Consider the following 20,023-nt stretch of genomic DNA (forward strand, 5'->3'; position numbering starts at 1 on the left):
GGAGAAAATACGATGATGAAACGCATGAAGCAAACCACTATGATGTCAACTTCTTCAATTCATGCTGTTTTGATCAGCTTGTTGGGCAACCCCTAATGAGCTGAGTTTTAAGACTGGCCATTAGGGGCGAACCCAAGAATGGCTGGTCATTAAAGTTTGAGTATTTTCAAGCGGACTAGTCAATTTGATTAGTCCGCTTTTTTTATTACTTGAGGAGATTTAAAAATGAGAAAAATTACATTTTACGACACAACCCTACGAGATGGGGAACAAACCATTGGCGTGAACTTTACAACCGATGAAAAGGTCCGCATTGCCCAAGCACTTGAAGCTTATGGCGTTTCAGCGATTGAAGCCGGTTTCCCGGCGGCTTCGAACAAGGACTTCGATGCTGTTTCTCAGATTGCTCGCACCATTAAACAGTCAAAAATTGTCGGTTTGGCGCGTCTGGTACGCCGCGACATTGATGCAGCAATTGAGGCAACCAAGGACGCTGCCCACCGCGGCATCCATATTTTCATTGCAACTTCACCGATTCATCGCGAAGCCAAACTACATATGACCAAGGCTGAGGTCATTGAAAAGATCAAGGCCGACGTAACTTACACAAAACAGTTTATCGATGATGTGATTTTCTCACCAGAAGATGCGACTCGTACCGAACCTGATTTCCTAATTGAAGCCATTCAAACGGCAATTGATGCCGGCGCAACCATGATTAACATCCCCGACACAGTCGGTTATTCGACCCCGGATGAATACGGGGCCCTCTTCGATTTCTTCCAAAAGGAAATCCCCAACTATGATCAAATCGGTTGGTCAACCCACACTCACAACGATTTGGGCATGGCCAACGCCAACGCCCTTGCCGGAGTGGCCCATGGCGCTACTGAAATTCAGGGAACCATCAATGGGATGGGGGAACGCGCTGGAAACGTTGACCTGATTGAAGCGGCGGTGGCCCTTAAGGTTCGCCAAGATAAGTTCCAGGTTGAAACGGATATCGATTTGGCCCAGTCGATGAAGGTTGCTACAGCGATTTCACAGATGGCGGAAATGCCAATTCAACCGAACAAGGCTGTGACCGGACGCAACGCCTTCGCCCATGAATCGGGGATTCACCAGGATGGCTATCTGAAGAATCCAGCCACTTATGAAATTCTTTCACCAGATATGGTTGGGGCCCATGCTTCACTGCCGCTGGGAAAGCTTTCTGGTTCCCACGCCGTGATGAGCAAGCTTAGTGAGCTTGGTTACGAAGTAAGCAAGTGTGACATGATCCATATTTTTCCAAAGTTCAAGGCGATTGCCGAAGAGCATAGCTTAGTTTCAGACGAACAGCTCTGTGACATGATGCGACAATTTCACGTAGAAAAGGCGGTTGATAGTCAATGGGTGATGTAAAAAAAATCGCCGTCCTCAAGGGCGACTATATTGGACCGGAAATTATGACTGCGGCCCTGCAAGTTTTAGAAGCGATTGCGCCAAAGTATGATTTCAAATATGAATTAGAAGATTTACCCTTTGGTGGCGACGGCATCGACCGAGCGGGAGATCCCTTACCAGCAAGTACGGTTGAAACGGCTAAGCAAGCCGATGCCATTCTACTGTCATCGATTGGTGGTCCCAAATGGGACGACGCGCCCCGGCGACCCGAAACTGGTTTGCTCGAGATTCGTTCGGCCCTTGGACTTTTTGCTAACATCCGGCCGACGACCGTAGTCGAGAGCCAGATTGACCGCTCACCCTTGAAAGCCGAAATCGTTAAAGGCACGGATTTCGTGATTGTCCGCGAATTAACTTCTGGTGCTTACTTCGGTAAGCCTCGGGAACTCCGCGAAAAGGATGCCATCGATACGATTTACTACAGTAAGGACGAAGTCGAACGCATTATGCGAGTAGGTTTCCAGATGGCCCAGCAGCGACGTAAGAAAGTTACCATCGTCGACAAGTCCAACGTCCTCGCCACTTCAAAATTGTGGCGGGCAAGAGCAGAAGAAATCGCCAAGGATTTCGCTGATGTTGCGGTGGATTATCGCTACGTTGATGCCATGGCGATGGGCATCGTTGCTCGGCCAACGGATTTCGATGTCGTCATTACTCCGAACCTGTTTGGTGACATTTTATCCGACGAAGCCGCACAAATTACCGGTTCAATTGGTCAAATCCCATCGATGTCAATTGGCGCAGATGGTCCGAACCTCTACGAACCAATTCACGGTTCTGCTCCCGATATCGCCGGTCAGGGCATCGCCAACCCCTTCTCCATGGTCAACACGGTAGCGATGATGGTGGAAAATTCCTTCCAGGAAAAAGCCATGGCTGCTGAAATGCGCCAGGCCATTGCCACAGTTACCGCAGCGGGAACAGTTACCCCCGATATGGGTGGTAGCGCCAAAACGCAAGACATTGTTGCAGCCATGATTGCAAGTATTAAGGAGTCATAACATGAGTAAGACACTCTTTGACAAAATTTGGGAAAGCCACGTCATTGCCGGTGAGGTGGGGGAACCCCAGCTACTTTATGTCGATTTACACCTCGTCCACGAAGTTACCTCGCCGCAGCCTTTCGATGGCCTTCGCACAGCACATCGTAAGGTTCGCCGCCCTGATTTAACTTTTGCCACGATGGACCACAACGTGCCCACCAAAGATATTTTCAACGTGCAAGACCAGATGTCGCGTTTGCAGATGCAGGCTTTGGAAAAGAACTGTAAGGAATTCGGTGTTCCGCTAGCTTCGATTGGGGATGACAAACAAGGAATTGTCCACATTGTCGGCCCTGAACGAGGCTTGACGCAACCGGCCAAAGTGATTGTCTGTGGTGACTCCCACACCGCAACACACGGCGCCTTTGGCGCAATTGGTTTTGGAATCGGAACTTCGGAAGTTGAACACGTTTTAGCAACGCAAACCATCTGGCAGGTGAAGCCCAAGACGATGGGCATTAAGATTTCCGGTAAGCTGCCCAAAAACACATCCGCTAAGGATATCATCATGGCCATCATTGCCAAGTACGGCGTTTCCTTTGGAAACGGCTATGCGATTGAATTCTTTGGCCCCGGGGTCGCTGATTTATCAATGGAAGCCCGCATGACCATGTGTAACATGTCAATCGAAGCGGGATCAAAGACGGGAATGTTCAAACCCGACCAAACCACTTTTGACTACGTTACCGGCCGTGAACATGCTCCTAAAGATATGGATGCCGCCATCGAATACTGGAAGCAGTTCTATACCGATGACGAAGAAGCCTTCGACAAGGTTTTGACCTTTGACGTCACGGACCTTAAGCCGATGATTACCTGGGGAACCAACCCCGGAATGGCCATGCCAGTCGACGCGGTTACACCTGAAATTAAGGATGGTAACGACCAGGCAGCCTACGATTACATCGGCCTTCGCCCTGGTATGCATGCTGAGGAAATCCCAATCGATTACCTCTTTATCGGTTCATGTACCAATGCACGCTACGAAGACTTGGAAGAAGCAGCCAAGATGATGAAGGGCAAACACTTAGCCCCCAACATCACCGCCTGGATTGTTCCCGGTTCCCGGGCTATCCGGAACAAGGCCGAGAAAACCGGCATCGCCAAAATCTTCAAGGATGCGGGTTGTGAATGGCGCGAACCTGGTTGTTCCGCTTGCCTGGCCATGAATCCCGATAAGATTCCGGCCGGCATGCATGCCGCTTCGACTTCAAACCGTAATTTCGAAGGTCGTCAGGGGGCCGGTTCACGGACTCACCTGGCGTCACCAGCCATGGTGGCGGCCGCAGGAATTGCCGGCCACTTCGTTGATATCACTGAATTATAAGAAAGGGCACAAATATGGAAGCCTTTACAACTGCCATCGGAACCGCGGTCGTTATCCCGGATAACACCATCAATACCGATTTGATTTTGCCCAAGCAATTTCTGAAAAACATTTTAAAGACGGGGTTTGGTAAGTACCTTTTCTTCGATTGGCGCTACCTCCCCAATGGTGATCCCAATCCCGACTTCGTTTTGAACAAGCCGGAGCACAAGGATGCTTCGATTTTGATTACTGGGACGGACTTTGGTTCTGGTTCATCGCGTGAGCACGCCGTTTGGGCCTTGAAAGATTACGGTTTCAAAGCCGTCATCGCTGGCGGGTTCTCGGATATCTTCTACATGAACGCGACCAAGAATGGCTTGCTGCCGGTGGTTTTGCCCGAAGAGGACCGCAAGATTTTACGTCAGGTCAAATCAGACGAACTCGTCACGATTGACTTGCCCAAACAAGAAGTGATTTACAACACGCAGGTCTTCCACTTTGACATTAACCCACAGTGGAAGGAAAAGTTCATTAAGGGCGAAGACGACATTGATCACACCCTTAAGTTTGCAAATGAAATTAGTGCTTTTGAAGGAAAGCGCCCCAATTTTGGATAGGAGGAAACATGGATAATGCAGCCACATTACGGCTAAGAATGGACGCCACAGGTGCCAGCCCCTTGTTTTACAAAGTCTTTGTCCTGGTTGCAGCCGGGATGATTCTTGATGCGGCCGATGTTTACCTGGCTTCTGCCGTTAACACGACCATCATCCAAACGAAATTTGCAACGCTTGGACAGGGGTCAATCTTCCTGTCATCCGGCTTCTTGGGCCTTTTCTTTGGTTCCCTCCTTGCTGGTTTCATCGGGGACCGTTTTGGTCGTCGGCAGGCCTACCAAATTAACCTCTTAATTTTTGGGGGCTTCACGCTACTGGCAGCCTTTTCCGGAAATGTTTGGTGGTTAATCGCCTTTCGTTTTATCGCAGCGATTGGCCTAGGGGCTGAAATCGTGACTGGTTTCTCCTTTATCAATGAATTTGCCCCTGTCAAAACCAGAGGTCGCTGGTCCGCCAGTGTTTCCATGATTGCCAACTGTGCCGCTCCTCTAACGCTTTTACTGGCCTCTTTTATTATTCCTAACTACTCTTGGCGAACTTTAATGGCCATGGTTGGTGTGGCGGCCCTGATTCTTTGGGTGATGCGCCACAACTTCCCAGAGTCACCGCGCTGGTTAATTAGCCAAGGTCGCTATGATGAGGCCGAAGCCATCATCGAACAAATGGAAGTCGCCCGCCAGCAGAAGCTGGAAGATGCTAAGGAAGACTTAGCCATTGCGCAAAAGGTCAGTCCCGGACGGGCTTTAGCCGTCGCCATTGTGGCTGTTTCAGCCATTAATTTGATTCAATACACCTTTACTTCCTGGATGCCAACGCTGCTAGTTCGCCAGGGGATTCAAGTGGTTCACTCCCTTAGTTTCTCTGCAGTGATGCTGGCAGGCGCACCGATTGGGGCCTTAACCGGTGCCATCTTAGTTGACCACCTTGGTCGCAAAAAGGTGATTGTTTCGGCCTTCATTGCTGCCGCAATTCTGGGCATGATCTATGCTTATCAACGTGAAGTAACGCCCATCCTAATTGTTGGCTTCATCCTGGTAACTGTGATCTATATCCTGATGGCCTCAATTGTTTCCGTTTATATGCCGGAACTTTTCCGGACGGACTTCCGTTTCCGTGGAACGGGTATTGCTAACGCGGTGGCTAAGATTTTGACCGTCTTTACTCCCTACATGGCAGCCTGGGCCTTAGCCCGCTTTAATGCCAACCTGATTTTTATTGTGATTGCTGGAATTGCCCTTATTGCAGCGGTAACGGTCGCCTTCATGGGACCCGAAACCAAGCAGGGCCGAATTGATTAAAAGAAAGAAGAAGAAAATGACAAACGTAGATGCAAAGAAAGTGAAGTGGAACGGCGCCGTGCAACCGGAAGCCATTGATATTTTGAAGGGTGACGGCGGCATGATTGTTTCACCTACCAAGGTCGGTTACATTATTATGACCTCGGATAAGGCAGGTTTGGAACGTAAGTTCGCCGCCAAAAACCGTAAGCGCAACAAGCCCGGTGTTGTGCTATGTGGCTCAATGGAAGAATTGCGCGAATTGGCCGAAATGAACCCTGAAATCGACGCTATGTATCAAAAGCACTGGGATGAAGACATCTTGCTCGGTTGCATCCTCCCTTGGAAGGAATCCGGCAAGGCCAAGATTCCAAACGATGGCTCGCAAGAATTGATGATGGATGGTCGTGAAACCTCATGTTTCGTCATTAAGTTCGGTACCCCATCTGAAAACATCGCCCGCGAAATGTGGGAAAAGTATGGCAAGTTCTCCTTTGCTTCATCTGCCAACCCTTCTGGAAAGGGAAACCGTGGTTTGGTCACGGGTATTGGGGAACAAATCGAAAACGCGGCCGACTTGATTATTGATGCCAACGAATACGTGGCCTCAATTCAGCCCGACAAGAACATCGATACTCGCTACGAACAAGGCGTCATGGTTTCCATGGTTGATGACGAAGGTAAGCTAATCCCCGAACAAAAGGGACAAGTTGGCGTCACACCAGCACCCGTCGTCATTCGTAAGGGCCTCGACGTTGATAAAATCATGACCATCATGACGGAAATCTTCAACACCTGGGATTATCGCCACGGTTTCTACTACTAAGTAAAGCGGCCATTGAGCCGCGCAAAGGAAGTGACTCTTATGGAAAAGAGTTTTAAAAAAGATGCAGGTAAATACGGGGCCTTTATTCTTCTAATTTTGGCAACGGGGCTTATTTTCTTGGGCACGGGTGTCGCCCGCTACCCAGAAATTATTGGAATGGCCGTCATTTCCTTTACTTTTGGTTTGCGCCACGCCTTCGATGTTGATCACATCGCTGCAATTGATAACATTACGCGTAAGATGCTCAACGATGGCAAAAACACGCGCGGCGTCGGCTTCTCTTTTTCATTTGGACACTCCATGGTCGTGGTTTTAATGGCTTTGGTGACGGTTCTCTTCGTAGAATGGGCGCATAACACCATGCCGGTTTTTGAAAACATCGGGGGTGCTTTTGGGACCATGATTGCCGCAGTGATGCTGCTCATGCTGATGCTGGTTAACAGTTTCATCCTGCACGGTATTTGGAAAAACTTCCGCCGTATGAGCAATAAGGACGGCGAAAAGCACAGTCAAAGTGATGCTGAACTGATGGCTGATTCGAAAATCTACGCCTTCTTCATGAAGATGTTAAAGATGATTAAGCACAACTGGCAAGTGGCCATCGTTGGCTTTCTTTTCGGTCTTGGCTTTGATACGGCGACTCAAATCGCCATGCTAGCGACCTCGGCAACCGCCACGAGTGACGGGATTGCCTGGTACACGACGCTAGCCTTTCCGCTCTGTTTCACGGCGGGGATGTGCCTGATGGATACTCTGGACGGCTTTTTCATGTCATCAACTTACAACTGGATTATTTCTTCTTCCTACCGTAAGGTTTATTTCAACATGATTCTGACATCTATCTCAATCGTGGCCGCAGGCTTCATCGGGCTTGTTGACCTTATCCAAGCTTCCGGTGCCATGTTCTCCTGGGAAAACGGTATGACCAACTGGGCGGCTTCGCTGGACTTTAACCAGCTAGGCCTTATCCTGGTGGCCATCTTTGCCTGTGCTTGGGCCATCGCTATCGCGATTTGGAAAATCATGAAGCTCGATCAATACGACGAGCCGGCATAATAAAAAAGCAGCCAAACGGCTGCTTTTTTATTTATCTGGTGGGGTTAAGGTATCGTTTTTGATGTAGGAACGGAAGTCGCGGTGCAGTTGTGCAAAGAGCTCATCCGGTCCCGTCTTTAACATTTCCTTAGGGAAGAAGAAACGTTGGTCGACACTGGCGCGGCCCTTGATGGCGGCCACCAAGGCGGACAGTTCTGACAGTTCACGGTGACTACCATCTTCCAAAACAAAGTCAATCTGGGTCCGCGGCTTTTTCGCCAATGGGTTGTAATCGTCATAAGGGAGATCGACCGCATCGTTACGAGCCGTGTAGTATTCAGGGTCAAAGCCGGCATCGCGAACGAGATTCTCCAGCTGGTCTAGATACTGGTCCGTCTGTGGATTAATCTGAATTGATTTGAGCGGACGGCGGTTCAAAAAGCGCTGTGACAAATCGGACAAGATTGGATCTGGATGATCTTGCCACATGTTGATGTAGGCCATGAAGACGTGGTCATCAATGCGCAAATAGTCGTGAACCGTTAGTTCTTCGCCTGTGAAAAGCGGTGCCAACAAGGGACCGACAAAGTCCGTTTCATTCCAATCATTTCGCTGAGCCTGAATTTGTAATTCTTGAACACGGCGCAACAAGTGCTCCAAGATAACTTCCATTCCACGCGAAACGGGGTGGAAGTAGACTTGGAGATACATTTGGTAACGGCTAACGATATATTCTTCAACGGCATGCATACCACGAATATCAAAGGTAATCCCGTTCTTTGAAGGCCGCATCATTTGCAAAATGCGGTCAATATCAAACTCACCGTATTTCGTGCCAGTGTAATAAGCGTCGCGCAATAGATAATCCATCCGGTCTACGTCAAGCTGACTGGAAATCAACTGAACGACCTGTGGGTTGGAATAAGTTTTGGCAATCACCGAAGCCACCTTGTTCGGAAACTCAGGGGAGTAGGCAGACAAAACGCGGTTAATTTCCGTGTCACCCATGATGATGTTACGCGTCATCGCTTCGTGGTCAGTGTTGAAAAGATGCTCAAAGGTGTGCGAAAAGGCACCGTGACCCAAATCGTGAAGCAGAGCCGAAACGATGGTCAGCATCCGTTCTTCAGGATTCCAAAGGCCGTCACCAGCTTCTTGGCTACGGTAGTACTTTTCAAAGTGGTCCGTTACCCGGCGGGCTAATTCATAGGCGCCGACACAATGGCCGAAACGGGAATGTTCCGCTCCGTGAAAAACGGATGAGGCAATTCCGAGCTGGTGGACGCGGCGTAAACGTTGAAATTCAGGCGTATTAATAAGGTCGAGGACCAACTGATCCTGGACGTGAATAAAGTTGTGAATGGGGTCGCGTAAGACTTTTTCATGTTGCAGTTTTTCTGTCACTGTTAGCTACCTTTCCCTTCTTTCCTATATTATAATGGAATCGTTCTATAGATGCCATTTTGGAGGTTTACCTTGGCAGATTCGCAAGCAGTACAAGTTCATTTTATGAGCAAAATATATCAAGATGGGGGCGACGAGTCCTATCAGGTCGACGCACCCGGTTCCCTTATTGTACGAGGGGACAGTGCTTATCTCACCTACATTGAGCAATTACCCGATCAAGACGAAGTCGAAGTTCTTTTTAAATTTAAAGATGAAGGCATTCGCTTGAATCGCAAGGGCCCACAAAATAATCATATGGCTTTTGAACTCGACCAAAAGCGCAACTTCAAGTATGAAACGGCTGCCGGACCGATGCAGTTAACGACCCGAGCTACTGAAATTGAGCGGGATTTCGACCTGGAAGCAGGACGGGGCGAACTTGGTTTGAACTATATTTTGTATCAAGGGGACCAAGTCCTTGGCCAGTACCGAGTTGAGTTGCAATTTGAACCAAAATTGAGTACACTTGATTAGTTAGAAAGCGGAAAGGACGTGTGATATGTCACTACAAGTAGACGGTCAGCCAAAAGAAGAGCTTGCCTTAGTTGAAATTGCCACAGCGATTCTGACTGAGCATGCTGAACCAATGCATTTTTCAGCCCTAGTCCAGGAAATTCAGGACTTTTTGGGGGTCGATGCTGAGACCTTTCAGCCACGACTATCACAGTTTTACACGGACTTGAATACGGTCGGTTCTTTCATCTCATTGGGTAACAATGAATGGGCTTTGCGTGAATGGTATCCAATTGATGCCATCGACGAATCCATCCATGAAATCGATGAAGAAGACGAAAAGCCAAAGCGTAAGAAGGCCAAGAAGAAGGTTAACGTCTTCGCCGACAACGCTGCCGATGATGACGTCATCGATTACAACGATGATGATCCTGAAGACGACGACTTTGACGACGTCCCTGATGACGAAAAGACGGAAGACGATGATGATGCCGATGACGAAGACTCAAAGGAAGAATCCATCGACGAAAATCTTACTGAATTGGCCGGTACGGACGATTTGGACGACCTTTCAGACGGTGATGAAGAAAAGTAATTACTCGACTTTTTAGTGGGAATTTTATCCAAAAAATTCTTGCTTTTTACGGGGTCGGTCTGTAATATATATACATGTGCTAAGCACAAAAAGCTCTCGTAACTCAGTTGGTTAGAGTAGGGGATTTTTAATCCCAAGGTCCTCGGTTCGAATCCGAGCGAGAGCACTGATAATTTTTATCAGGAGACCTTTGGGATATTCCATCAAAAAGCGAGCTCGTTTCGAGCTTGCTTTTTATTTTCTCCTTGCAAAAGGGGATTTGAGCAGTTAGAATAATAGCAATGTGAGTGAGGACGAGTAAGTCAAATTCGGCATACAGCGACGTCATGGTTGGTGAGAATGGCGGCCGGTTTGATTGAAGACTACCTTACTAAGACGGTATATCAGTAGCGCGTGAAAGTATACCCGGTTTAACCAGCCGTTACGATGGTTTAAGAGATGTTATCTTCTATGATAACAATATGGGTGGTACCACGCGCCGGCGTCCCTAGCTTTTTGGCTAGGGGCGCCTTTTTTGTTTGGTAGCACAGTTAGAGGAATTACTATGGGAAAAGAAAATAATGAACTAAAACGAGATTTATCTTCATTTCAAATGGAGATGATTGCCCTGGGTGGAACCATCGGGGTCGGACTTTTCATGGGGGCTTCATCAACGATTAAGTGGACCGGGCCTTCCGTTTTGTTGGCCTACATGTTGTCTGGTTTGGTGCTTTACATCGTGATGCGTGCTTTGGGGGAAATGCTTTACGTTGACCCTGAAGTTGGATCTTTTGCCAATTATGCCAGTCACTATATTCACCCAGTTGCCGGCTATCTGACGGTCTGGGCCAACGTTTTCCAGTGGCTGATGGTTGGAATTTCGGAAACGATTGCCGTCGGGGTTTACCTAGATTACTGGTTCCCCCACGTTCCGGGTTGGGTGACCGGCGTCGTTGTCTTGGCAACCTTGACTGGCGCAAACTTGGTCACGGTTAAGGCCTACGGTCGGATGGAATCTTGGTTCTCCTTGATTAAGGTTTTGACAATTGTCTTTATGATCATTCTTGGTTTCTTGATGATTATTTGGGGAATTGGAAACCACGGTCATCCACTTGGCTTTTCAAACCTTTGGACGCACGGAAACTTCTTTGCGGGCGGTTTGAAGGGCTTCATGTTCGCCCTTTCGATTGTAATGACCTCTTACCAGGCCATTGAAATTATTGGAATCACGGCTGGTGAAGCAGCTAATCCGCAGGAAGCTATCGTGAAGTCAATCAAGTCCATTGTGGCCCGTATCTTGATTTTCTACATCGGCTCCATCTTCGTGATTATCACGATTTACCCTTGGGATAAGTTGGACCAAGTTGGTTCACCTTTCGTGGAAACCTTTGCCCGTGTCGGCATCACGGCTGCCGCTGGAATCATCAACTTCGTGATGATGACCGCTGCGATTTCAGCCTTGAATTCTGGAATTTTCTCATCGAGTCGAATGCTCTATACTTTGGCCATGAACAAGGAGATTTCACCGAAATTCTTGAAGCTTTCAAAGCGCCGCGTGCCTGAAGTAGCTGTTTTGGCCATTTCCGGTGGGGTTTTGATTGGAATCGTCTTGAATGCAGTTTTGCCGTTGATTTGGCACGATTCTTCCAAGATTTTCGTCATGGTTTACTCAGCATCAACGTTGCCTGGAATGGTGCCTTGGTTTGTGATTCTTTGGAGTCAAATCAAATTCCGCAAGGAGCATCCTGAATTGTTGGAGGGACATCCTTTTAAATTGGCCTTCTCGCCATTCTCCAATTACTTTGCCATCGCGGCTTTGATTGTGACCTTGGTCTTCATGACCATTAACCCTGATACGCAAATTCCACTATTGATTGGTTTTGTTTTCTTGCTCATCATGGGTATTTACTACATGATTACGCGCCGTCATAAAAATTAAATGAAAAGAGCCGGAAGGCTCTTTTTTTGTTAAACTTAAATTAAAATCTTTAAAAGCGGAGAGAGTTATGGGGATTAATCGGATTGAATTGAAGGAAGAAGCGAAAGCTAAGTTAAAGGGGCATTGGGGACAAGCCATTTTGGTGTCTTTGTCCTTGCCTATTTTTATTGTCTTGTGGGAAGTTTTCACGATATTGTTGTCCCTTTTCTTGGTTGCGATTAAGGCCAGCATTCTTTACGATTTATTATCGGTAATTTTCTTTTTCGGTATGCCCTGGGCTGTCATGGCAATTGCTTTTGGGGTCAATTACGCTTATTTGGATTTCTTTCGTAATCCAAATGAAAAGCAGAATCCGCTGTTGCGTTGTGTCCGCGTTTATCAACAAAGTGGCTTGCTATCCGGGACTTTTGCGCTCGCTATCCTGACCAGTATGTGGTTGTTCTTCTGGGAGATACTTTTCTATTTTCCTGCTGTAGTTAAAAGTTGTGCCTATTCACAGACCTTCTTTATTTACCGGGATCATTTACAATTGGGGCACAAAATTGATTTCGGCCAAGCTGTAACGGAGAGTCGTCAATTAATGGATGGGCACAAGTGGGAATATTTTGTTTTGAGTCTGAGTTTTATTGGTTGGAACATACTTGGCCTACTTACTTTGGGTATTGCTTACATTTGGATTGTTCCCTATATGAAGGTGACTTTTGCTGGTTATCACGAAAAGTTAAAGGAAGTAAAGCTGCTGGAAATGTATGGGCAATTGGCGGCTCGGTGATTTAAGATAAAATTATCGATTTGTTGTAAAAGAGCCAGGAGGCTCTTTTTTGCTTGCCTCGAAGGTCTTTGGTACACTAGAATTCGAACGTTAAAAAAATTTGAGGGGGATTTATGAATATAAATCGTATTGATTTGAAGAATGAAGCGAAAAGTAAGTTGAAGGGTAAGTGGGGTTATGCAATTTTACTTGCTTTGATTGAATTAATTTTCGCTTTTATATATGGTACTGGGGCGGAATCTTCAGTTCATCAAACGGGCACATATTTTGGCTTTGCATTCATTGGGGGAATTATTTATTCACTCATCGTTTTTGGTACTGACTTTGTACTCTTGGACTTTTTCCGTAACACAGAGAAGAAGCGTGAGCCTGTTTTACAATTTGTGCGTGTCTACCAGGAAAAGGGGCTATTTTCAGGAACCCTTGTAATCGCAATCCTAGTTTATATCTGGACGTATTTGTGGTCCCTTTTATTGATTGTTCCAGGTGTTATTAAAGGTTTAGCTTATTCACAGGCACATTTTATTTACCGTGATCATTTGGAAGCTGGTGAAAAGATTGGCTATACTCAAGCGGTGACTGAAAGTCGTGAAATGATGGACGGCCATAAGTGGGAATTATTTGTTTTGGGATTTAGCTTTCTTGGATGGATACTTCTTGGTTGCATTACTGCTGGAATTGCCTTCATCTGGGTTCTTCCTTACATTCAATTAACTACTGCTGGCTACTACCAAAAGCTCAAGGAACTCCAAGCTTCTGACCAATACGTGGCCTGACTTTATCCTTTAAAAAAATCATTGACAGACCCTAGGTCAGTCAGTAATATATATTAGGGCTCACATTTAATGTGAAAAACACGTTTCGCTCCCAAGCACTGCTTGGGAGCTTTTCTGTTTTTATAATTTCCCTGGGGGTAAAACCCGATAAGAACTGTTGAACAAAGAGCTATCAGGAGGCAGCATGGCAAAAAAGCAGACGAAGTATATTTTTGTAACCGGTGGGGTTGTTTCATCCTTAGGTAAGGGAATTGTCGCCGCTTCCTTAGGTCGACTTTTGAAAAACCGTGGCTTGAAATTGGCCAGCCAGAAGTTGGATCCTTACATCAACATTGATCCCGGCACCATGTCACCATACCAGCACGGTGAAACTTTCGTGACTGGGGATGGATTGGAAACCGACTTGGATATGGGTCACTACGAACGTTTCATGGATATCGATACCAACATGTATTCGAACGTGACAACCGGTCGTATTTACTCAGAAGTTTTGGCAAAGGAACGTCGCGGTGACTACAACGGTGCCACTGTTCAGGTTATCCCACACGTAACCAACGCCATTAAGGATAAGATCATCAAGGCTGGTGAATCAACTGACGCTGACGTGGTCATCGTTGAAGTTGGTGGAACGGTTGGGGATATCGAATCATTGCCATTCATCGAAGCTTTGCGCCAGATGAAATCGGACTTTGGTTCAGAAAACGTCTTCTACATTCACACTTCATTGATTGTTTACTTGCGTGCCGCAGGGGAAGCCAAGACTAAGCCAACCCAGCACTCAGTTACCCAGTTGCGTTCATTGGGTATCCAGCCGGACATGTTGGTCTTGCGTACGGAAAAGCCTTTGACGGATGCCATGAAGGAAAAGTTGGCTACCTTTACTGATGTAAAGCCTAACGCCGTGGTTGAATCTCGCGACGTGGAAACCTTGTACGAAATTCCTTTGAATTTGCAAGCACAACACATGGATGACGTTGTTTTGGATAAGCTCCAGATCAAGGCGCCGGAAGCCGACATGACCGAATGGTCAGAAATGGTGGAACGCATCAAGCATCCAAAGCACAAGATTAACGTTGCCGTGGTTGGTAAGTACACTGACTTGCCGGATGCCTACATTTCCGTTAACGAAGCCTTGAAGGCTGGTGGTTACGCCCAAGATACTGATGTCGAACTAAAGCACATCAAGTCTGAAACGGTGACTGCCGACAACGTTGCCGAACTTTTGAAGGGCATGGACGGTATTATGGTTCCCGGTGGCTTTGGTTCCCGTGGAACGGAAGGTAAGATTCAAGCCATTAAGTATGCCCGTGAAAACAACATTCCATTCTTGGGTGTATGTTTGGGTATGCAGTTAGCTTCTGTTGAATTTGCTCGTGATGTCTTGGGCTACAAGGATGCTAACTCAACTGAATTGAACCCAGATACGGATGCACCGGTTATTGGTTTGATGGCCGACCAAAAGAACGTGGAAGGTCTTGGCGGAACGCAGCGTTTGGGCTACTACCCAACTTGCTTGGTTGCCGGTACCAAGGCAGCCCACGCCTATGGCGATGTTCCGGAAGTACAAGAACGTCACCGTCACCGCTACGAATTCAACACGGCGTACCGCAAGGAATTCGAAGATAACGGCATGGTCTTCTCTGCAACGTCACCGGATGATCGTTTGATGGAAGTTATCGAATATCCAAAGAACGACTTCTTCGTGGCTGCTCAGTACCACCCAGAATTCTTGTCACGTCCTAACCGTCCGGAAGGACTTTACAACAGCTTCATCTCAGCATCAATTAAGTATGCTGAAAAGCACTAAGCGACATTCAGAAAACGTACTTCGGTACGTTTTTTTGATTCCAGTGAAAGAGGGTATAATGTAATCATGCTTGCACATCCTTCAAAACATATCGAAGATAAACTTTCGCTCTTACCCGCCGAGCCCGGATCCTATCAAATGAAGGATCTCCACGGGAAAATCATTTACGTTGGAAAGGCCAAGAACCTGAAAAACCGGGTGCGGTCCTACTTTAAGCAGGATCACGACGGGAAGACGGCCGAACTGGTTTCCAATATCGTCGACTTCGACTTTATTGTGACCAATTCCGATAAGGAAGCTTTTTTGCTCGAAAACGAGCTGATTAAAAAGTATAAGCCCTATTACAACATTCGCTTGAAGTATGGAACAGGCTATCCTTACATTAAAATCACGCGCGAACGCGACCCCAAGATGGCATTGGCCAACGAAGTCCGCAAGGATGGCGGTTTTTACTTTGGCCCTTATCCGAACGTTTATGCGGCCCAAGAAACCCTTCGGTTTTTGGAAAAGAATTATCCCCTGCGTCGCTGTAATGGCTACCAGGGACGCCCCTGTCTCTACTATTCGATGGGTCAGTGTCTCGGCGCCTGTTGGAAAAAGGTCCCCAAAGAAGAGTACGATGCCCAAATCGACAAGATTAAGCACTTCTTGGATGGGGACACTCGGACGGTTAAGCAGCGCATTGAAAAGGAAATGAAGTTTGCGGCCAGTAACCTGGAATTCGAACGGGCCGCTGACCTTCGCGATCAGCTGAAGTACATCGATGAGACCGTTGAAAGCCAGCGAGTTTTGTCCCGCGATACCACGCCGCGCGACCTCTTTAATTTCTATTTGAATAAGGGTTGGATGACGGTTGAAGTCTTCTTCCTTCGCCAGGCCCGATTGATTCGCCAGTTTAAGCGGACTTTTGTTATTGTGGGCGATGCTGATGAAGAGCTGACTACCTTTATTCAGCAGTTTTATTCGCAGCGCAACATCCAGAAACCGCGCGAAATCTTGGTTCCTAAGGAAATCGATACTAAAATTTTGTCCGAAACCCTTGAAATTCCAGTTCGTACCCCCGTTCGTGGTGAAAAGAAGGACTTGCTCGACTTGGCTAAGAAGAATGCCAAGATTGTTCTCGATGAAAAGTTCCGTTTGATGGAGCTAAATGAGCAAAAAACCACGGGTGCCATGAAGGAAATCACCGATGCCCTTGGCATTCCGATGGGGCGCAAGATTGAAGCCTTCGATCACTCCCACACGCAGGGCGTCGAGATTGTTTCGGCCATGGTCGTCTTTGAAGACGGGGTGCCCGCTAAGAATCTCTACCGTAAGTATAAAATCAAGACGGTGGAGCACGCTGATGAATGGGCGGAAACGCAGGAAGTCATGCGCCGTCGCTACAGTCGTTTGTTGAAAGAACACGATGATTTACCGGATTTGATTTTGATGGATGGAGGTGAAGCTCAGGTGCATGCCGCCAAGGAAGTCTTGGAGGATGAACTGGGCCTCGACATTCCAATTGCCGGCATGGTCAAAAACGACAAGCACCGCACGGCCGACTTGCTCGATGGCCGGACGATGAAAAAGGTCCCCTTGGATCGCCAGTCACAAGGATTTTTCTTGCTGCAGCGTGTTCAAGATGAGGTCCACCGTTTCGTCATTACTTTCCACCGCCAGCAGCGTTCCAAGAACTCACTGGCTTCACGACTCGATACGATTCAGGGCGTGGGTCCCAAAACTCGGCAGAAGTTGCTGCGTGAATTTGGTTCCTTACCCAAAATCGAAGCTGCTAGCATCGAAGATTTACGTGAAATTGGCATCAACGAGAAGCTGGCCCGCGTGATTCATCTATCGCTGGCGCAGAACCATAGCTAAAGGACGGGGCCTGTGTTAAACTTAACTGTTAATAATTTTTTCGCTTTTTAAGGAGATAAGTGCTTAGGCACGAGTAAATATGGCATTTGTTGATCAAGCACAAGTTGAGGTAAAAGCCGGTAAGGGTGGCGATGGTATCGTTTCCTTCCGTCACGAAAAGTTCGTGGCCATGGGAGGACCCTTTGGTGGTGATGGGGGCCATGGTGGTTCCATTATTTTGAAGGTTGATGAAGGTTTGCGAACTTTGATGGACTTTCGTTATAACCGTCACTTCAAGGCCCAACCCGGTGGTACTGGTGGTACCAAGGGGATGACCGGTGCTTCTGCCGAAGACCGCATCATTAAGGTGCCGCAGGGAACGGTTGTTTCCGATGCGGAAACCGGCGAATTCTTGGGTGACTTGGTTGAAAATGGTCAGACTTTAGTCGTTGCCAAGGGTGGTCGTGGTGGCCGTGGAAATATTCGTTTCGCCACCCCTGCTAATCCAGCGCCAGAACTCTCCGAAAACGGGGAACCAGGCCAGGTTCGTACCATTAAGTTAGAACTGCGGGTTTTGGCTGATGTTGGTCTGGTTGGTTTTCCATCGGCTGGAAAGTCAACTTTGCTTTCGGTGGTTTCCAACGCCAAGCCTAAGATTGCGGCCTACCACTTTACAACGATTGATCCTAACATTGGGATGGTTCGTTTGGGGGATGGACGCGACTTCGTTATGGCGGACTTGCCCGGTTTGATTGAAGGGGCTTCACAGGGTGTCGGACTTGGTTTCAAGTTCTTACGCCACGTGGAACGGACCCGCGTCATCTTGCACTTGGTCGATATGTCTGGCATTGAAGGAACGGATCCTTATACCCAGTACCGTAAGATTTTGACGGAATTGCAGCAGTACGATCCAACGATTTTGGAACGACCACAAATCGTGGTGGCGACCAAGATGGATTTGCCCGACTCTGCGGAAAACTTGAAGAAGTTTGAAGCTTCCGTTAAGAAGGATTCCGGTTTGTCAAAACAACCTCAAATCGTTGCGATTTCAGCAGCTACGCATGAGGGCGTCGACGACTTGATGCGTTTAACCGCCGATACTTTGGCTAAGGCACCGGTTCCTGAAAGTTACCGTCCGGAAGAAGAAACGACGGCTGAAAAGCTCTACCAGTACAAGGAAGAAGAGCAGCCACAGTTCCAAGTGGAGTGGCAGCCTTCTGAACATTACTGGTTGATTTCCGGTAAGGATGTCGAAAAGCTTTACGCCATGACCAACATGCAGCGTGAGGCGACCGTGATGCGCTTTGCTCGTAAGTTGCGTCACATGGGCGTTGATAAGGCCCTTAAGGATGCCGGCGCCAAAAACGGCGACGATGTTCGAATTAATAACTCTGATTTTGTATTTGAATATAGTGAATAAGTCTGGGAAACCGGACTTTTTTACTAGGGAAAGGATAAAAGATGTTACGAATAGGTACGATTGGGACTTCATGGATTACCAAGCAATTGATTCAAGCCGTCGCGGCCAGTGACGATTATCGCTTGGACAAGGTTTACTCGCGTTCTTTGGACCATGCCGAGGATTTTATTGCGGAACTCGAAGCCGATGCCCAGGATGCCATCGCGGTGGATTCGCTGTCGGATTTGCTGAGTGAACTGGATATTGTTTACATTGCTTCGCCCAATTCTTTGCATTTTGAGCAGGTTTTGGCAGCCATTCGGGCCAACATTAACGTCATTGTTGAAAAGCCAGCCTTTTCAAATCCTGCGGAATACGCCAAGGTACAGGCCGTTTTAGCCCAGCATCCGGATGTGCATTTGTTCGAAGCTGCTCGGCATATCCACCAGCCTAACTTCAAACTTCTGGTGCAACAAGTTGAGCGTTTGCCTAAGGTTCAGGGCGCGACCTTTACAATGGCCCAGTACTCTTCGAAGTACGATGCCTACTTAGCTGGTAAGCAGCCTAACGTCTTTGAAAAGAAGTTTTCAGCCGGCGCGCTTTATGACCTGGGCGTCTATCCTTTATACGCGGCCTTGACACTTTTCGGCCAGCCCCAAGCCGTGCAGTATTTGCCAATTATGCTCGATAATGGCGCCGATGGTTCCGGGAGCGCAACGCTCTTTTACGGGGACTTTAACGTCACTTTGCATTTCTCCAAGACCTACAATTCCAACCAGGTTTCGGAAATTTACGGTGAACGCCAGACTTTGACGATTGACCACGTGGCTGACGTCAACAAGTTGACCTTGTCGGATGGTCAGGGTGGAGTTGAAGACCTATCCCGCGAACAAGATGCTAATCCAATGGCCGCTGAGTTGTCGGACTTTGCCAAAATTTTGGCTAACCCAACGAAGTATCGTGATCAGTATCAATACGATTTGAAGTTGTCGATGCTGGTTAACCAAATGCTCTTTGACTTGCGCCAGTCGGCAGGGATTGACTTCCCGGCGGATGCGGATGAAAAATAAAAAAGCTGAACATTGTGTTCAGCTTTTTTTATTGGATCTTTTTCTTTTTTTCGGGGTGCTGGTCTAAGTATTCACTGCCCCAGTTGGCCATGGATTCAATGATGGGGGCCATGCTTTGGCCAAGGGGTGAAAGCTGATACTCCACTTTGGGTGGAACCTCGGCATAGACTTTACGCTCTACCAAGCCATCTTCTTCCATTTCCCTTAGGCTTTGGGTCAGCATTTTTTGGCTAATGCCAGCAACACTGTTTTTCAGTGAACTATAACGTTGCATGCCTTTCAGTAAATCTCGCATGATGAGGACCTTCCATTTGCTACTGAGCAGGTCAATAGTCGTGGCAACTGGGCAGATGCCATTTTGTTCTAGTAATTTTCGATTGGCCATAAAGTGCTTA

18 protein-coding genes and 1 tRNA gene are annotated in these 20,023 nt (G+C 47.5%); 17 read left to right on the plus strand and 2 right to left on the minus strand.

The features are described from left to right. Positions 1-225 precede the first annotated feature (225 nt). Genes ABSY64_RS00455 through ABSY64_RS00485 form a run of 7 tightly spaced genes read left to right on the plus strand, consistent with a single transcriptional unit; the run spans position 226 to position 7,574 of the window. Complete coding sequence (locus ABSY64_RS00455; RefSeq protein ID WP_349641099.1) at positions 226-1,404, plus strand: 2-isopropylmalate synthase; 1,179 nt, start codon at positions 226-228, stop codon at positions 1,402-1,404. Next, entirely contained in the window at positions 1,392-2,447 is a 1,056-nt protein-coding gene (gene leuB, locus ABSY64_RS00460) for a 3-isopropylmalate dehydrogenase (RefSeq protein WP_349641100.1), read from the plus strand. Before ABSY64_RS00455 ends, leuB begins: the two co-directional genes overlap by 13 nt. Before the next feature lies 1 nt (position 2,448). Then, positions 2,449-3,816, plus strand: a complete 1,368-nt coding sequence (gene leuC, locus ABSY64_RS00465) for a 3-isopropylmalate dehydratase large subunit (protein WP_349641101.1) — start codon at positions 2,449-2,451, stop codon at positions 3,814-3,816. A gap of 14 nt (positions 3,817-3,830) precedes the next feature. Continuing rightward, positions 3,831-4,415 (plus strand): 3-isopropylmalate dehydratase small subunit, encoded by a 585-nt coding sequence (leuD, locus tag ABSY64_RS00470; protein WP_349641102.1) that lies wholly within the window; start codon positions 3,831-3,833, stop codon positions 4,413-4,415. Between the two features lie 8 nt (positions 4,416-4,423). Next, on the plus strand, positions 4,424-5,713 hold the full coding sequence (locus ABSY64_RS00475) for an MFS transporter (protein WP_349641103.1): 1,290 nt from the start codon (positions 4,424-4,426) through the stop codon (positions 5,711-5,713). Positions 5,714-5,729: 16 nt separating this feature from the next. After that, on the plus strand, positions 5,730-6,518 hold the full coding sequence (locus tag ABSY64_RS00480; RefSeq protein ID WP_349641104.1) for an L-threonylcarbamoyladenylate synthase: 789 nt from the start codon (positions 5,730-5,732) through the stop codon (positions 6,516-6,518). A gap of 39 nt (positions 6,519-6,557) precedes the next feature. Beyond that, a complete protein-coding gene (locus ABSY64_RS00485; protein WP_349641105.1) occupies positions 6,558-7,574 on the plus strand; it encodes a HoxN/HupN/NixA family nickel/cobalt transporter in 1,017 nt (338 codons plus the stop codon). A gap of 27 nt (positions 7,575-7,601) precedes the next feature. Here the strand turns inward: ABSY64_RS00485 and ABSY64_RS00490 are convergent, their stop codons facing one another. After that, positions 7,602-8,957: an HD domain-containing protein gene (locus tag ABSY64_RS00490; RefSeq protein ID WP_349641106.1), complete on the minus strand. Its 1,356-nt coding sequence runs from the start codon at positions 8,955-8,957 to the stop codon at positions 7,602-7,604. Between the two features lie 72 nt (positions 8,958-9,029). Here ABSY64_RS00490 and ABSY64_RS00495 point away from each other — a divergent pair, with 72 nt between their 5' ends. The 10 genes from ABSY64_RS00495 to ABSY64_RS00540 all read left to right on the plus strand — a co-directional run bounded on the left by ABSY64_RS00495 (position 9,030) and on the right by ABSY64_RS00540 (position 19,628). Then, positions 9,030-9,473, plus strand: coding sequence for a YwiB family protein (locus tag ABSY64_RS00495; protein ID WP_349641107.1), 444 nt, complete (start codon positions 9,030-9,032; stop codon positions 9,471-9,473). Between the two features lie 25 nt (positions 9,474-9,498). Then, positions 9,499-10,047, plus strand: a complete 549-nt coding sequence (gene rpoE / locus ABSY64_RS00500) for a DNA-directed RNA polymerase subunit delta (protein ID WP_349641108.1) — start codon at positions 9,499-9,501, stop codon at positions 10,045-10,047. A gap of 92 nt (positions 10,048-10,139) precedes the next feature. Beyond that, a tRNA-Lys gene (locus tag ABSY64_RS00505) sits at positions 10,140-10,213 on the plus strand. 378 nt (positions 10,214-10,591) lie between these two features. Continuing rightward, positions 10,592-11,965: an amino acid permease gene (locus ABSY64_RS00510; RefSeq protein ID WP_349641109.1), complete on the plus strand. Its 1,374-nt coding sequence runs from the start codon at positions 10,592-10,594 to the stop codon at positions 11,963-11,965. A gap of 67 nt (positions 11,966-12,032) precedes the next feature. Next, positions 12,033-12,737 carry a DUF975 family protein gene (locus tag ABSY64_RS00515; protein WP_349641110.1) on the plus strand — a complete coding sequence of 235 codons (705 nt, stop codon included), beginning with the start codon at positions 12,033-12,035 and terminating at the stop codon, positions 12,735-12,737. Positions 12,738-12,850: 113 nt separating this feature from the next. Further along, positions 12,851-13,513 carry a DUF975 family protein gene (locus ABSY64_RS00520; protein ID WP_349641111.1) on the plus strand — a complete coding sequence of 221 codons (663 nt, stop codon included), beginning with the start codon at positions 12,851-12,853 and terminating at the stop codon, positions 13,511-13,513. 184 nt (positions 13,514-13,697) lie between these two features. Continuing rightward, entirely contained in the window at positions 13,698-15,320 is a 1,623-nt protein-coding gene (gene pyrG / locus ABSY64_RS00525) for a CTP synthase (protein ID WP_349641112.1), read from the plus strand. Between the two features lie 66 nt (positions 15,321-15,386). Beyond that, complete coding sequence (gene uvrC, locus ABSY64_RS00530; RefSeq protein ID WP_349641113.1) at positions 15,387-17,180, plus strand: excinuclease ABC subunit UvrC; 1,794 nt, start codon at positions 15,387-15,389, stop codon at positions 17,178-17,180. Between the two features lie 79 nt (positions 17,181-17,259). Further along, entirely contained in the window at positions 17,260-18,579 is a 1,320-nt protein-coding gene (gene obgE, locus ABSY64_RS00535) for a GTPase ObgE (RefSeq protein ID WP_349641114.1), read from the plus strand. Between the two features lie 41 nt (positions 18,580-18,620). Further along, positions 18,621-19,628 carry a Gfo/Idh/MocA family protein gene (locus tag ABSY64_RS00540; protein WP_349641115.1) on the plus strand — a complete coding sequence of 336 codons (1,008 nt, stop codon included), beginning with the start codon at positions 18,621-18,623 and terminating at the stop codon, positions 19,626-19,628. A gap of 28 nt (positions 19,629-19,656) precedes the next feature. Here the strand turns inward: ABSY64_RS00540 and ABSY64_RS00545 are convergent, their stop codons facing one another. After that, on the minus strand, positions 19,657-20,013 hold the full coding sequence (locus tag ABSY64_RS00545) for a winged helix-turn-helix transcriptional regulator (RefSeq protein WP_349641116.1): 357 nt from the start codon (positions 20,011-20,013) through the stop codon (positions 19,657-19,659). Positions 20,014-20,023: the final 10 nt, after the last annotated feature.

This window comes from Eupransor demetentiae (assembly GCF_963930865.1).
Classification (GTDB): domain Bacteria; phylum Bacillota; class Bacilli; order Lactobacillales; family Lactobacillaceae; genus Eupransor; species Eupransor demetentiae.

Coding starts and splice junctions, on each gene's coding strand:
- ABSY64_RS00455 (WP_349641099.1), top strand. CDS start 226: ATGAGAAAAATTACATTTTACGACACAACCCTACGAGATGGGGAACAA.
- leuB (WP_349641100.1), top strand. CDS start 1,392: ATGGGTGATGTAAAAAAAATCGCCGTCCTCAAGGGCGACTATATTGGA.
- leuC (WP_349641101.1), top strand. CDS start 2,449: ATGAGTAAGACACTCTTTGACAAAATTTGGGAAAGCCACGTCATTGCC.
- leuD (WP_349641102.1), top strand. CDS start 3,831: ATGGAAGCCTTTACAACTGCCATCGGAACCGCGGTCGTTATCCCGGAT.
- ABSY64_RS00475 (WP_349641103.1), top strand. CDS start 4,424: ATGGATAATGCAGCCACATTACGGCTAAGAATGGACGCCACAGGTGCC.
- ABSY64_RS00480 (WP_349641104.1), top strand. CDS start 5,730: ATGACAAACGTAGATGCAAAGAAAGTGAAGTGGAACGGCGCCGTGCAA.
- ABSY64_RS00485 (WP_349641105.1), top strand. CDS start 6,558: ATGGAAAAGAGTTTTAAAAAAGATGCAGGTAAATACGGGGCCTTTATT.
- rpoE (WP_349641108.1), top strand. CDS start 9,499: ATGTCACTACAAGTAGACGGTCAGCCAAAAGAAGAGCTTGCCTTAGTT.
- ABSY64_RS00510 (WP_349641109.1), top strand. CDS start 10,592: ATGGGAAAAGAAAATAATGAACTAAAACGAGATTTATCTTCATTTCAA.
- ABSY64_RS00515 (WP_349641110.1), top strand. CDS start 12,033: ATGGGGATTAATCGGATTGAATTGAAGGAAGAAGCGAAAGCTAAGTTA.
- ABSY64_RS00520 (WP_349641111.1), top strand. CDS start 12,851: ATGAATATAAATCGTATTGATTTGAAGAATGAAGCGAAAAGTAAGTTG.
- pyrG (WP_349641112.1), top strand. CDS start 13,698: ATGGCAAAAAAGCAGACGAAGTATATTTTTGTAACCGGTGGGGTTGTT.
- uvrC (WP_349641113.1), top strand. CDS start 15,387: ATGCTTGCACATCCTTCAAAACATATCGAAGATAAACTTTCGCTCTTA.
- obgE (WP_349641114.1), top strand. CDS start 17,260: ATGGCATTTGTTGATCAAGCACAAGTTGAGGTAAAAGCCGGTAAGGGT.
- ABSY64_RS00540 (WP_349641115.1), top strand. CDS start 18,621: ATGTTACGAATAGGTACGATTGGGACTTCATGGATTACCAAGCAATTG.
- ABSY64_RS00545 (WP_349641116.1), bottom strand. CDS start 20,013: ATGGCCAATCGAAAATTACTAGAACAAAATGGCATCTGCCCAGTTGCC.